Origin of the sequence: Candidatus Pelagibacter sp. HTCC7211 (assembly GCF_000155895.1) — a bacterium.
In the GTDB taxonomy this organism is placed as follows: domain Bacteria; phylum Pseudomonadota; class Alphaproteobacteria; order Pelagibacterales; family Pelagibacteraceae; genus Pelagibacter.
Genome location: NZ_DS995298.1, coordinates 189,444 through 202,749, shown reverse-complemented (window position 1 = coordinate 202,749; position 13,306 = coordinate 189,444). Strand labels below are relative to the sequence as shown.

The window sequence follows — 13,306 nt, the reverse complement described above, 5'->3', positions numbered from 1 at the left end:
TAATTAGGTATACAATTAAGGTATAATTAAGACTAATATGATTTATGAACTTACTTAAGTCAACAGGCACATTTGGATTTTTTACCTTAATAAGCAGAATACTTGGATACTTAAGAGATATTCTTATTGCAATTTTTCTTGGTACTGGAGTTTTAGCAGATGCTTTTTTTGTTGCTTTTAGAATTCCTAATACTTTTAGAAGATTATTTTCAGAGGGAACTTTTAATGCAGCGTTTGTTCCTAGTTACACTTCTGAAATTGTAAAGGGGAAAAAATCATCTAATAAATTTGCTAATGATATTTTTAATTTATTATTTTTAGGTTTATTTTTTTTATTACTTGTTGTGCAAATTTTTATGCCAGCATTTGTATCAATTATTGCCCCTGGTTTTGTTGATGACAATGAAAAGATGGAGTTAGCAATAAATTTAACAAGAATAACATTTCCATTTTTATTTTTTATCTGCTTAGCTTCATTTTTTTCAGCGATTTTAAACTCACATAACAAATTTGGAGTAGCATCAGTGGCTCCAATGATTTTAAATATAGTTTTAATTGGTATTTTGTTGTTTTCTAAAACACTAGGAGATGAGCTTGTTTATTATTTATCCTATGGTGTTTCATTATCAGGTTTTTTTCAATTAATTTTTTTAAGTAGATTTGTAAGAAAATATTATAGTTTTAAATTTAACTTTAAGATTAAAGTAAATGAAAAAGTAAAATTTTTTTTTAAAAAACTTTTGCCCAGTGTTTTTTCATCAGGTGTTACTCAAATTAATATTTTGGTTGGAACTATTATTGCTTCTTTTCAAGCAAGTGCAGTTTCTTATCTTTATTATGCAGATAGAATATATCAAATAAACTTAGCTATAGCTGGAATTGCAATAGGTGTTGTTATTCTTCCTCAGCTCTCAAAGCATGTTAAAGCAAAAAGAAAAGATAAAATTTCATTAATTCAAAACAAAGCTTTAGAATTAAGCTTACTTCTTAGTCTGCCAGCAGCCGCTGCTTTGTTGATTGGTTCTGAGGAAATCATTTCAGCTTTATTTGGATATGGTTCATTTGATGAGTTGTCAGTATTCAACTCTAGTAAAGCTTTATATTATTTTGCATTAGGCTTGCCTGCTTTTTCTTTAATCAAAGTTTTTTCAAGCTTCTTTTTTGCTAATCATGATACTAAAATACCATTTTATATTTCTCTTATTTCTGTTTTAGTTAATATTGTAATTAGTATTTCTTATTTTAATGAAATCGGTTTCATCATCATTCCAATTGCCACAACAATTTCATCATGGCTAAATGCGTTTTTACTGTTTATTTTTCTAAAAAATAAGAATCTATTTTCTTTTAATAATATATTTTTAATTAATCTAATTAAAATATCTGGAGCATCTATATTAATGGCTTTATTTTTTAATTTTTTAATTTCATATTTTCAAAAAGAACTAGCATTTGATCAAAATATAAAATCATTTTATCTAATCTTAACTGTTGTATTAAGTCTTTTATTTTACTTAATAATTTCATATTTGATCAAAGCTTTTAAAATGAATGATTTTAAATTAAAGTATTAGCGACATGGGTAAAAAAATTTTTTCAGGTGTACAGCCTACAGGAAACTTACATTTAGGAAACTATTTAGGGGCTATTAAAAATTTTGTAACACTAAATAATGATACTGAAAATGAATGTATTTTTTGTGTTGTTGATCTTCATGCTATTACTGTTAAACAAGATTCAAAAGAATTAAGAAATAATATTAGAGAAACTGTTGCTACTTTTATTGCAAGTGGAATAAATCCTAAAAAAAGTATAATTTTTAACCAATCGCAAGTCTCAGCCCATGCAGAAGGTGCTTGGATTTTAAGTTGTGTTGCAAGAATGGGTTGGTTAAATAGAATGACACAATTTAAAGAAAAAGCTGGCAAAGATAAAGAAAAAGCTAGTATAGGCCTATATTCATATCCTGTCCTTATGGCATCTGATATTTTATTATATGATGCAACCCATGTACCTGTTGGAGATGACCAAAAACAACATCTAGAATTATGTAGAGATATTGCACAAAAATTTAATAATGACTTTGAAGTAGATAATTTTTTACAAGTCCCAGAACCTTTAATACAAAAAGAGTTTTCTAGAATTATGAGTTTAAAAGATGGATCAAAAAAAATGAGTAAATCTGAACTATCTGATTTGAGCAGAATAAATTTAACAGATAGTAAAGATCAAATAATTAATAAAATTAAGAAAGCTAAAACAGATCCAATGCCAATGCCCAATGGTTTGCAAGAGCTAGATGAAAGACCGGAAGCTAAAAATTTATTGGGAATCTATGCAAGTCTTACTAATACTACTTTAGAAAAATCTATAGAAAATTTTTATGGAAAAAATTTTTCTGAATTTAAAGAGAGTTTATCTGAAATCTTAGTAAATAAAATTGAACCAATATCAATTGAAATTAAAAAATTGTTAGCGGATCAAAAATATTTAGATCAAATTCTTCTAGAAGGAGTTGAAAAAGCAAATTTAATTGCTTCAAAAAAAATACAAAAAATCAAGGAAATAGTAGGTTTTTAGTAAATTCTATTATCAAGTTTAAATTTTTCAAATATTAACTATAAACATTCTTATGTTCGTTCAAACTGAAGTTACTCCTAACCCAAATTCTTTGAAATTTTTACCGGGAAAAAAGGTTTCAAATAGTGGTCCATTCGAAATTACAAAAAAAGATGGTATTAAAAATGATTTAGTAAGGAATATCCTTTCAATTAATGGTGTTGAGGGAATTTTCTTGGGAGAAGATTTTATTTCGGTTAATAAAAATGATGAAATAAATTGGGATGAAATAAAACATATAGTAATTTCATTAATTAATGACTTTTATTCTGATGGAAAAGAATTTGTAATAGATGAAGATGCAGAACAGTCAGATGATAATTTAGATGAAATTGAGCAAAAAATAGTCAAAATTTTAGATCAAAAGATAAGACCAGCTGTAGCTAGAGACGGAGGAGATATTAAGTTTAAAGAATTTAAAGATGGTGTAGTAAAAGTTCAGCTACAAGGAAGCTGCTCAGGATGTCCTAGCTCTACAATGACATTGAAACAAGGTGTTCAAAATCTTCTTTGTCATTATCTGCCTGAAGTTAAAGAAGTAATAGCAATTTAAAGTTTGTTTATGAAAGTAAAATCAACCAAAAAAATAACATCAAAAACAAAATCTAAAAATATTAATCAATTGGAATTAAAGTTTAGAGAAAACATAAAAAATAAAAAAAATACTAATAGTGAATATAATAAAAGTTTTAATGCTATTTCTAGAATATTTTTAAGTAGCTTTGTAATAATTTCTTTTTTCTACATCACACCAATATTTATTAATTTTGCTGATAAAAATTTTAATAAAAAAGAATTTACAAATAATTCGAAAAAAATTTTAGCCTACACTTTAAATAACAAAAACCAAAAAACAAAAGATAATGAAAATTTAACAGAGGAAGATTTATTATTTGATATTTTTAGTTTAAATGATTTAGAAACAGATTCAGTAAGACTTAGTGCTGCTACGATAAAACAATTATTTGAGGACACCAATTATAGTCTGAAAGATGTTAGAAAAAATAAACTGGTAAAACCTGTAGCCTTAACTTTATTACCTCAAGAAATTAAAATGATTGAAAATACCAAAAAAAGAAAAGAATTTTTTATTCAAATCGTTTTACCTTTGATAGTTAAAGAAAATAACAATATTAGAATAGATAGAAAAACTCTTTTCAGGGTAATTAACAAAAGTAATAATAGTGTTGCTGAGAAACAGTGGCTTGAAAAAAAATACAAACAATATGGAGTAAAATCAGGAGATTTATCATCATTAAAGGTTAGAATGGATGAAATACCTGTTTCATTGGCTATAGCTCAAGCTGCAAAAGAAACTGGATGGGGTACATCAAGATTTGCTCAAGAGGGTAATGCTCTATTTGGACAATGGACATGGTCTGGAGAAGGGTTGAAACCTAAAGATGCTGACGCAGATAAAGGACATAAAGTAATGAAATTTAACGTTCTGCAGGCTTCTGTTAGAGCGTATCAAAGAAATTTAAACACACATAGAACTTACAAAGAATTTAGAAAAGCAAGAGCAGAACTAAGAGATCTCAATAAACCACTAGATAGTATGGAGCTTTCAAAATATTTAAATAAATATGCTGAAACAGGCAATCAATACGTTGAAGTATTACAAAAAATCATAAAGCAAAATAATTTAAAAGATTTTGATGATGCCAGATTGTTACCATCAAGTGGTGATCTTGAAAGTCTTATTTAATTTTCTTTAATTGGAAATTGAATACCAAACCATCTCCATTTACCATTATCGTTTAAAGAGCAATTTATTCTTCCTCTTCTTGGCACAAAAGGTTCTCTAAATTTAATAGTTAAAGTATAATTAGAAAAATTAGTCTTTGATTTTTCCCATTTGTTTCCTTCATTAGAGTAACAATTAATATTATCTAATTTTTTTTGTTCTTTAAAAAATTTTACTTCAAATTTAGGTGGATTATTTTCTTGAGATAAATATTTTTCCTTTGGAAAAATTTCTTTATACTCTAACGGAAAATAATTTATTATTGATTTAAATCTTTTTAGCTCTCCATATTTTTCGTTAATTGGAAACCTTGGTAATTCGAACTTGTCTTTGTTAAGATCTATTACTCCTGAATGTTGTCCAAAAGCAAATTTAAAGTTTTTAGAGATATAATTTCTCATAAATTTTGAATATTCACCAAATGGGTAGGAAAATAAATTTGGAATATAACCCAATTCTTTTAAAAATATTTTGTTAGCTTTCTCAATATCTGAAATAAATTGATCGTTAGTTTCATTAATTAAATAATCATGAGTGTGAGAATGATGACCAATAAAAGCAAAATCTTCAGACTCAACCTCTCTTATTTGACTCCAAGTCATATATCCTCTTTTACCAACTGGTTCGGTTGAAACGAATAAGATAAATGGAATTTTATTTTTTTTAAGAAAAGGCCAGGCTTCTTGATAAAAAGAAAGAAATGCGTCATCAATAGTTATAAGTATTTCTTTTTTTATTTTTGGAGTACTAAACATTTTTTCAAATTCGCTAGGGTTATTAAATTTATAATTAGAATCTTCGATTATCTCTATTTGTTGTTTAAAAATATCCATCTGAATATTTGTTGAAGGATACTTAGACTCATTAAAACGATGATACATTATTGATAAAATACCCTCATCATTTGAATAATATTTGATATTATTTTCATCTGAATTAGAACTTAGATTAGAAAATAAAATAAAAATGAATAAACTTATAATTGATGTTGTTAATGAAAAAATATTTTTGATGCTCATTACTAATAAGAATATTTATAATATTACTTACGATAATACTAAAATTAATTTTGAAAAATTAACCATGATTATTGATGATTTCTTAAAAACCAAAAGTTTAAAAATAGATGATATTAGTAAGATTTACATCAATATAGGGCCAGGAAGCTTTGCAGGCATAAGAAACTCCTTATCAGTGGTAAAAGCTTTCAATATTGCAAAAAAGATAGATTATTATTGTTATAGTTTTGAAGATTTTAAAGGTGAAAAGAATATTAGTTATGAAAACATCCCTAATTTATGTGATAAATTTAAAATAAAAAAAAATTTGATTAATCCCATTTATATAAGTTAAAATTAAATATGTCTGAAACAATTGAACAAAAGTGTTTGTCAAAAGGAGTGAAATTAACTGATCAAAGGAAAGTAATAGCTCAAGTCATATCAGAGTCAAAAGAGGCTTATGGTGAATCTGATCATCCAGATGTAGATGAATTGTATAATAGAGTTTCAAAAATTGATCCAAAGATTAGTATTGCCACTGTCTATAGGACAGTAAAGATATTTGAAGAAGCTGGAATATTAGCAAAACACGATTTTAAAGGTGGTAAAGCTAGATACGAAGCAATGATAGAAAGTCATCATGATCATTTAATAGACGTCAAGACTGGAGAAATAATAGAATTTGTGGACGATGAAATTGAAAAACTTCAAAAAAAAGTTGCAGAAAAACATGGTTATACTTTAGTTGATCATAAGCTTGAATTATATGGGATAAAAAAAAAATCCCAATAAAATGAATCAAAAAATATTTATTAAAACATTTGGTTGTCAAATGAATGAGTACGACTCTAATAGAATTTATGACTCTGTTAAAAAAATTGGTTTTCAAAAAACTGAAAAATACGAAGAAGCAAATTGTTATTTATTAAATACGTGCCATATAAGAGATAAGGCAAAAGAAAAAGTTTATCATGAAATTGGAAGAGTAAAAAAAATTTTTAGATCAAAACAAAAACCACTTGTAATTATAGCTGGTTGTGTTGCTCAAGCAGAAAATCAAGAAATGCTTAAAAGGGAACCTTATATTGATTTAGTTATAGGGCCTCAATCTTATCATAAAATAAATGATACAATTTTAAACCATATTGAAAAAAAGAAAAAAATAGAAGAAACAGAATTTGATGCGATATCTAAATTTGATTATCTGAATAAAATAAATAATGACTCAGGAAAAATCTCATCATTTTTAACTATACAAGAGGGATGCGATAAATTTTGTCATTTTTGTGTAGTGCCATACACTAGGGGTCCAGAATATTCCAGACCACTTGAACAAATATTAGATGAGGCAAAATACTTAGCTGATAATGGTGCACAAGAAATTGTTTTGCTTGGACAAAATGTAAATGCTTATAGTTATGAGCAAAATAAATTATCAAATCTAATTTTTGAAATAGAAAAAATCCCACAAATAAAAAGAATTAGATATACCACTTCACATCCAAAGGATATGTCTGATGATTTAATAAAAGTTTACAAAAGTTCAAAAAAATTAATGCCTCTTGTTCACTTACCAGTACAAAGTGGATCAAATAAAATTTTAGAGCGCATGAATAGAAAACACACCATAAGTGAGTACCACAAAATATTTGATAAACTGAAAGATATTAACCCCAATATAGAGTTCTCAAGTGATTTCATAATTGGTTATCCAGGAGAAGAAGAAGAGGATTTTCAAGCAACTTTTGAATTGATTAATAAAATTAAATTTATCAATTCTTTTTCATTTATTTTTAGTCCAAGACCTGGAACAGTAGCTGCAGATTTAGAATTAATTGATAAAAAAATATCTATGGAAAGATTAGAAATAATTCAAAATCAATTATTTGAAAATCAAATTAACATGAATAAATCCCTAGAAAATAAAACAATTAATGTTCTAGTAGAAAATTTAACCGATGATAAAACACAAGTTTTTGGAAGGTCAGAATATATGACATCAGTTATTTTTAATGGTAAGAAAGAAGATATTGGAAAAATTTTGCCAGTCAGAATTATTAAAAGTAACAGAAGTACATTATTTGGAGAAATTATTAATAACTCTAATCAAAAGGTGGCATAAAAATTGAGCGGTTTAAGTAAAAAGAATATCGAAACTTCTTTAAAATTTGTTTATTCAGACAATAACTCACTTAGTGTTATCTTTCATGACAATGATTTATTGATGGGTGTTGTTGGAGAATTTAACAAAAATCTAAAAGAATTAGAAAATATCACTGGCTCTAGCTTATATTCAAGAGGAAATTCTATTTTGATAAAATCTAACCCTCAAAAAAATGAAATTGTTAAAAATGCTATTCAATTTCTAGCTAATCAATATGTTAATAATGGTAGTATTGAAAATAAAGATATAGTTTCATCTGTAGATAAATTCATGATTAATGAAAAAGTTAAAAATAATAATGTAACAGATATAATTAAAACTCCAAAAAAATCTATTATACCAAGATCTGAGAAGCAAAAAGAGTATGTTAGAGCACTAAGACAGAGTGATATTATAATATCAGCTGGACCAGCCGGAACTGGAAAAACTTTTTTAGCTGTGGCTGTGGGCCTTACTATGTTGTTAGAAAAGAAAATCGAAAGAATAATTTTATCTAGACCAGCAGTTGAAGCTGGAGAGAGATTAGGTTTTTTACCTGGAGATATGAAGGAAAAAGTAGATCCTTATTTAAGGCCTTTATACGACTCTCTTTACGATTTATTTGATTTTGAAAAGATACAAAGGATGATTGAAATTGGTGATATTGAAATTGCACCTTTGGCATTTATGAGAGGAAGAACATTAAAAAATTCATTTGCTATTTTAGATGAGTCTCAAAATGCAACTGAGACTCAAATCAAAATGTTCTTAACTCGAATTGGAGAAAATTCAAAAATAGTTGTAAATGGTGACCCAACACAAATAGATTTACCAAATAAAAATATGTCTGGCTTAGTTAGATCAAAAGAATTACTGGGTCATTTAAATGAAATCTCAGTAGTCGATTTTGATCATTCTGATGTAGTTAGACATCCTCTAGTTTCAAAAATAGTCAAAGCTTACTCAAATAATGATTAAAATTGATGTTCTCTCAGATGAGAGGGCGTGGTCAAAAAAAATAAGAAAAAAAAAGTTTTTTTTTAATAATCTTTGCAAGCTTTTTCCAAAGAAATATCAATATTTAAATAAAGAAGTTAGTCTTACTTTGTTACTTTCAAACAACAAAGGTATTAAAAAATTAAATAAAGATTTTAGAAATAAAAATAAATCCACTGATATTTTGTCTTTTCCATTCAATAATAAAATTAAAATTAGTAAAAAAACTTATCTTGGAGACATCATCATAAGTTATAATTTTATGAATAAACCAAGAACTCAAAACTTAAAAAGTTTTCAAGATAAAGTAATAAAAATATTTATTCATGGTTTTTTACACCTGCTTAACTTTGATCATATTAAAAATAAAGATTATAAAAATATGTTAAGAGAAGAAAATAGAATATATAAATCGATAATTTCTAAAAAAAATTAAATTGAATAAAAAATTTTATATTGAGTTAATATTTTTAATTTTACTAGGTATCGTAACTTCTCTTAGTTTACCTCCTTACAATTATGTAATTATAAATTTTTTTACACTTAGTTTTTTTTTTATTTTTTTAATTAAAAGATCTAAAACGACCCATAATAAAAAACTTTTCTTTTTATATGGCTGGTTATTTGGCTTTGGATATTTCATTTCTAACATTTACTGGGTAACTATTTCTCTCACTTTTGACGAAAGTTTTAAATATTTAATTCCTATAGCGTTAATTGTGATTCCTGCCTTCTTAGCAATTTTTTATGGCGTAATTACCTATCTTTTTATCATTTTTAAACAAAAGAAATTAATAAGTTCATTCTTATTTTTTTCATTAATTTTTGGAATTATAGAATTCATAAGAGGCTTTATTCTTACTGGTTTTCCTTGGAATTTAATCGCTTATAGTTTTTCTAATCAATTAAAAATCATAAGTATAACCTCAATAATAGGAACCTATGGATTTAATTTATTTTGTATTTCCTTGTTCATAAGTCCTGCAATTTTTTTTCTAAGAGAAACAAAAAAAGATATTTTGGTAAGTGGAGTTTTTATTATTATGATTTCAATTTTTTATATTTATGGCTCTTCTTATGAAAATAAATTTAAAGCATCAGATATTGACACTAATTTTTTTAAGATAAGAATAATTGGATCTAATATAAGCCTAGATAGATTTTATAAAGACATTGACTCAGCATCAGTCATTAAGGATTTAATTGAAATAAGTGATCCAAAAAAAGAGGAAAAAACAATTTTTGTTTGGCCAGAAGGAATTCTTCCAGACATATTACAAAAGGAATTAGTTACATATAATTGGCTATTTAAAGAAAGATTTAATGATAATCACCTTTTAGTCATAGGTATAAATAGTAAATCTAAAGATCAAGAAGTTATTAATTTTTATAATACATTATCAATTTACGATCATAATCTTAAATTAATTAAATTTTATAATAAAATTAATTTAGTTCCTTTTGGAGAATTTTTACCTTTTGAAAATGTTCTTAAAAAAATTGGTTTAAAGTCAATTACTAACAATTATCAATCATTTTCTAAAGGAGACAGTAGAGATATCATAAAAATTAATAATAAAAATTTTTCATTAAAATTTTTACCTCTAATTTGTTACGAAATTATTTATTCTGGTAAAATATTTAACGATAATAATTTTGATTTTATCATTAATATTTCTGAAGATGGATGGTTTGGTAAATCAGTAGGACCGAAACAACACTTTGCTCACAGTATATTTCGAAGCATAGAAAGTGGTAAATATATATTACGTTCAGCAAATAATGGAATAGCAGCAATAATTAATCCTTTGGGTGATATAGAACAAAAGATTGATTTTGGAAAATCAGGATATATAGACTTTTATGAAAGTAGAAAAATACAACCAACGATATTCTCACAACATGGTAATAAAATTTTTGGAATATTAATTTTAATGTATATTTTTTTGATAATTTCATTTAATAGAAATAAAAATGAGTAATTTAAAAAATTATCTATTCACTAGTGAGTCGGTTTCTGAAGGACATCCAGATAAAGTAAGCGATAGAATTTCAGATATGGTGGTAGATAGTTATATATCTGGAGATCCGTTTTCTAGAGTTGCATGTGAAACTCTTACAACGACTAATAAAGTTGTGCTAGCTGGTGAAGTAAGAGGGCCTGAAATTAAAAAAGAAGATTTAATTGAAAAAGTAAGAAGCTGTATAAAAGATATTGGTTATGATCAAGATGGATTCACTTGGAAAGATGCTACAAAAATTGAATGTCATCTTCACTCACAATCTTCAGATATTGCTATGGGTGTAGATTCATCAGGGAATAAGGATGAAGGAGCTGGAGACCAAGGAATTATGTTTGGATATGCTTGCAATGAAACAGATGTTTTAATGCCAGCCCCAATTCATTACTCTCATAAAATTTTGAGGCTAATGGCTGAAGATAGAAAATCTGGAAAGTTAAAAAATATAGAACCGGATAGTAAAAGTCAGGTTACATTTGAATATGTAGATGGAAAACCTACTAAAGTTAAATCAGTAGTAATATCTTCTCAACATTCAGCTGATATAAATCAAGCACAAGTTAGAGATTTATTAAGACCATATATGTTAAATTCTATTCCAGGAAATTTTATTGATGGTTTTAATGAGGATGAATTCTATGTTAATCCGACAGGAAATTTTGTAATTGGTGGTCCAGATGGAGACTGTGGTTTAACTGGAAGAAAAATTATAGTTGATACTTATGGTGGTGCAGCCCCTCATGGAGGAGGAGCTTTCTCAGGAAAAGATCCAACTAAGGTGGATAGATCAGCAGCTTACGCAGCTAGATATATTGCAAAAAATGTTGTTGCTTCAAAAATATCTGATAAATGTTTAATTCAACTAGCTTATGCAATTGGAGTTTCAAAGCCTTTATCAATTTATGTAGATTTATTTGATAACGATTTAGAAAAAAATAAATTTGTAGTAGAAAAGATAAATGAAAATTTTGATCTAAGCCCTAGAGGAATAAGAGAAATGTTAAATTTAAATAAGCCAATATATGAAAAAACAGCTGCTTATGGCCATTTTGGTAGAGTTCCAGAAAATGACGGCTCATTTTCATGGGAAAAAACAGATAAAACTAATGTTTTTTCTAAATAGTTTCTGTTGAATTAAAATTTTTTTTTACTATATTCCCCTTACATTATTGAATTTACAAAATGGGCTTTAGCCCATTTTTTTTTGGAGCTAACAAAAATATGTTAAATAAAAGAGCAGATAAACTTGAATTATTAAGAATTGCAGAAGCTGTAGCATTAGAAAAGTCTATTGATAAAGAGCTTATCATTAGTTCGATGGAAACAGGCATTGCAAAAGCTGCAAAGTCAAAATTTGGTCAAGACAACGAAATTAAAGTTTCTATTGATAGAGACAGTGGTGATATAGAGATATTTAGAAAATTAATTGTTGCAGAAAATCCAGAAAATTCAAATACAGAAATTAAATTAGAAGATGCAATTATTCTAAATGAAATTAACAAAGATAAAGCTGTTGGGGATGAAGTTTTACAACCATTACCATCATTTGATTTTGGAAGAATAGCTGCACAGACAGCAAAACAAGTAATAAGTTTTAATGTTAGAGAGGCTGAAAGAGAAAGACAGTACAATGACTTTATCGACAAAAAAGATACAATATTAAGTGGTATTGTAAAGAGATTAGAATTTGGAAATGTAATAGCTGACCTTGGAAGAACTGAAGCAATTATCCAAAAAAATGAAATGATACCAAGAGAAAATATTAAAGCTGGTGATAGAATTAAAGCTTATTGCTATGATGTAAGAAGAGAACCAAGAGGACAGCAGATATTTTTATCAAGAGCACATCCAAAATTTATGGAAAAGCTTTTTGTTCAAGAAGTTCCAGAGATATATGATGGTTTAATTGAAATTAAATCTTCTTCAAGAGATCCAGGTAGCAGAGCAAAAATTTGTGTTAAAGCAGTAGATACTTCTTTAGATCCCGTTGGAGCTTGTGTTGGAATGAGAGGTTCAAGAGTTCAAGCTGTTGTAAATGAATTACAGGGAGAAAAAATTGATATTGTAAATTGGTCTGAGGATCCTGCAATATTAGTATCTAACGCTCTATCACCAGCGGAAGTTCAAAGAGTAAATGTAGATATTGAAAGGAAAAAATTAGATGTAATACTTACTGAAGAAAATCTAAGTAAAGCAATAGGAAGAAGAGGTCAAAACGTTCGGCTAGCAACTAAGTTATTGAATTATGAAATTAATATCATGACTGATGCAGAAGACTCTGAAAGAAGACAAGTAGAGTTTAAAGAAAAAACAGAAAATTTTGTTAAGAACTTGGAATTAGATGAAACATTAGGTCAATTATTGGTTGCTGAAGGCTTCTCTTCAATTGATGATATTAAAGATACCACTGCAGAAAATTTAATGAAGATAGAAGGAATTGAAGAAGATACTGCAATAGCTTTAATAGAAAGAGCAAAAGAATTTCATCAAAAAGATCAAGAAGATATTTCAGAAAGAATTAAAGAATTAGGTCTTCAGGATAGCTTAATAAATCTAAAAGGATTAACTCCTGGAATGCTAGTTACATTAGGTGAGCAAAAAATTTTAACTTTAGAGGATTTTGCTGACTTAGCATCTGATGAACTAACAGGTGGATATGATGTAGTAAAAGGTGAAAGAGTTAAAATTCAAGGTTATCTTGAGGATTTTGCTTTATCAAAAGAAGAAGCTGATGAATTAATTATGTCTGCAAGAAAAATTGTTTATAAAGATTGAGTGA

13 protein-coding genes are annotated in these 13,306 nt (G+C 26.9%); 12 read left to right on the top strand and 1 reads right to left on the bottom strand.

Annotated elements, in window-relative coordinates; translation table 11 throughout:
• Positions 1–44: 44 nt before the first annotated feature.
• Genes murJ through PB7211_RS01010 form a run of 4 tightly spaced genes read left to right on the top strand, consistent with a single transcriptional unit; the run spans position 45 to position 4,327 of the window.
• Entirely contained in the window at positions 45–1,574 is a 1,530-nt protein-coding gene (gene murJ / locus PB7211_RS01025) for a murein biosynthesis integral membrane protein MurJ (RefSeq protein WP_008544994.1), read from the top strand.
• 4 nt (positions 1,575–1,578) lie between these two features.
• Positions 1,579–2,580 carry a tryptophan--tRNA ligase gene (gene trpS, locus PB7211_RS01020; protein ID WP_008544263.1) on the top strand — a complete coding sequence of 334 codons (1,002 nt, stop codon included), beginning with the start codon at positions 1,579–1,581 and terminating at the stop codon, positions 2,578–2,580.
• A 52-nt stretch (positions 2,581–2,632) separates the two neighbouring features.
• Positions 2,633–3,172, top strand: a complete 540-nt coding sequence (locus PB7211_RS01015; RefSeq protein ID WP_008544527.1) for a NifU family protein — start codon at positions 2,633–2,635, stop codon at positions 3,170–3,172.
• A 9-nt stretch (positions 3,173–3,181) separates the two neighbouring features.
• Positions 3,182–4,327: a glucosaminidase domain-containing protein gene (locus PB7211_RS01010; protein WP_008544119.1), complete on the top strand. Its 1,146-nt coding sequence runs from the start codon at positions 3,182–3,184 to the stop codon at positions 4,325–4,327.
• On the opposite strand, the gene PB7211_RS01005 is transcribed toward PB7211_RS01010, so the two are convergent.
• Positions 4,324–5,385, bottom strand: coding sequence for a polysaccharide deacetylase family protein (locus PB7211_RS01005; protein ID WP_232208809.1), 1,062 nt, complete (start codon positions 5,383–5,385; stop codon positions 4,324–4,326). The two genes, PB7211_RS01010 and PB7211_RS01005, sit on opposite strands and share 4 nt — an antisense overlap.
• Between PB7211_RS01005 and PB7211_RS01000 the strand changes: the two genes are divergently transcribed.
• The 8 genes from PB7211_RS01000 (at position 5,378) to nusA (ending at position 13,302) form a co-directional block, all read left to right on the top strand.
• Positions 5,378–5,719, top strand: a complete 342-nt coding sequence (locus PB7211_RS01000; protein ID WP_232208807.1) for a peptidase M22 — start codon at positions 5,378–5,380, stop codon at positions 5,717–5,719. The genes PB7211_RS01005 and PB7211_RS01000 overlap by 8 nt on opposite strands.
• Positions 5,720–5,727: 8 nt before the next feature.
• Complete coding sequence (locus PB7211_RS00995) at positions 5,728–6,159, top strand: Fur family transcriptional regulator (RefSeq protein WP_008545588.1); 432 nt, start codon at positions 5,728–5,730, stop codon at positions 6,157–6,159.
• A gap of 1 nt (position 6,160) precedes the next feature.
• The gene (gene miaB, locus PB7211_RS00990) at positions 6,161–7,489 is read left to right on the top strand and encodes a tRNA (N6-isopentenyl adenosine(37)-C2)-methylthiotransferase MiaB (RefSeq protein ID WP_008545726.1); all 1,329 of its coding nucleotides are present in this window, start codon (positions 6,161–6,163) and stop codon (positions 7,487–7,489) included.
• Positions 7,490–7,492: 3 nt separating this feature from the next.
• The gene (locus tag PB7211_RS00985) at positions 7,493–8,488 is read left to right on the top strand and encodes a PhoH family protein (protein ID WP_008545505.1); all 996 of its coding nucleotides are present in this window, start codon (positions 7,493–7,495) and stop codon (positions 8,486–8,488) included.
• Positions 8,481–8,942: an rRNA maturation RNase YbeY gene (gene ybeY / locus PB7211_RS00980; protein WP_008544639.1), complete on the top strand. Its 462-nt coding sequence runs from the start codon at positions 8,481–8,483 to the stop codon at positions 8,940–8,942. Before PB7211_RS00985 ends, ybeY begins: the two co-directional genes overlap by 8 nt.
• Position 8,943: 1 nt before the next feature.
• Positions 8,944–10,488 (top strand): apolipoprotein N-acyltransferase, encoded by a 1,545-nt coding sequence (gene lnt / locus PB7211_RS00975; protein ID WP_083780103.1) that lies wholly within the window; start codon positions 8,944–8,946, stop codon positions 10,486–10,488.
• Positions 10,481–11,650 (top strand): methionine adenosyltransferase, encoded by a 1,170-nt coding sequence (gene metK, locus PB7211_RS00970; protein ID WP_008545167.1) that lies wholly within the window; start codon positions 10,481–10,483, stop codon positions 11,648–11,650. The genes lnt and metK overlap by 8 nt, the downstream gene beginning before the upstream one ends.
• Positions 11,651–11,748: 98 nt before the next feature.
• A complete protein-coding gene (gene nusA, locus PB7211_RS00965; RefSeq protein WP_008545606.1) occupies positions 11,749–13,302 on the top strand; it encodes a transcription termination factor NusA in 1,554 nt (517 codons plus the stop codon).
• Positions 13,303–13,306: the final 4 nt, after the last annotated feature.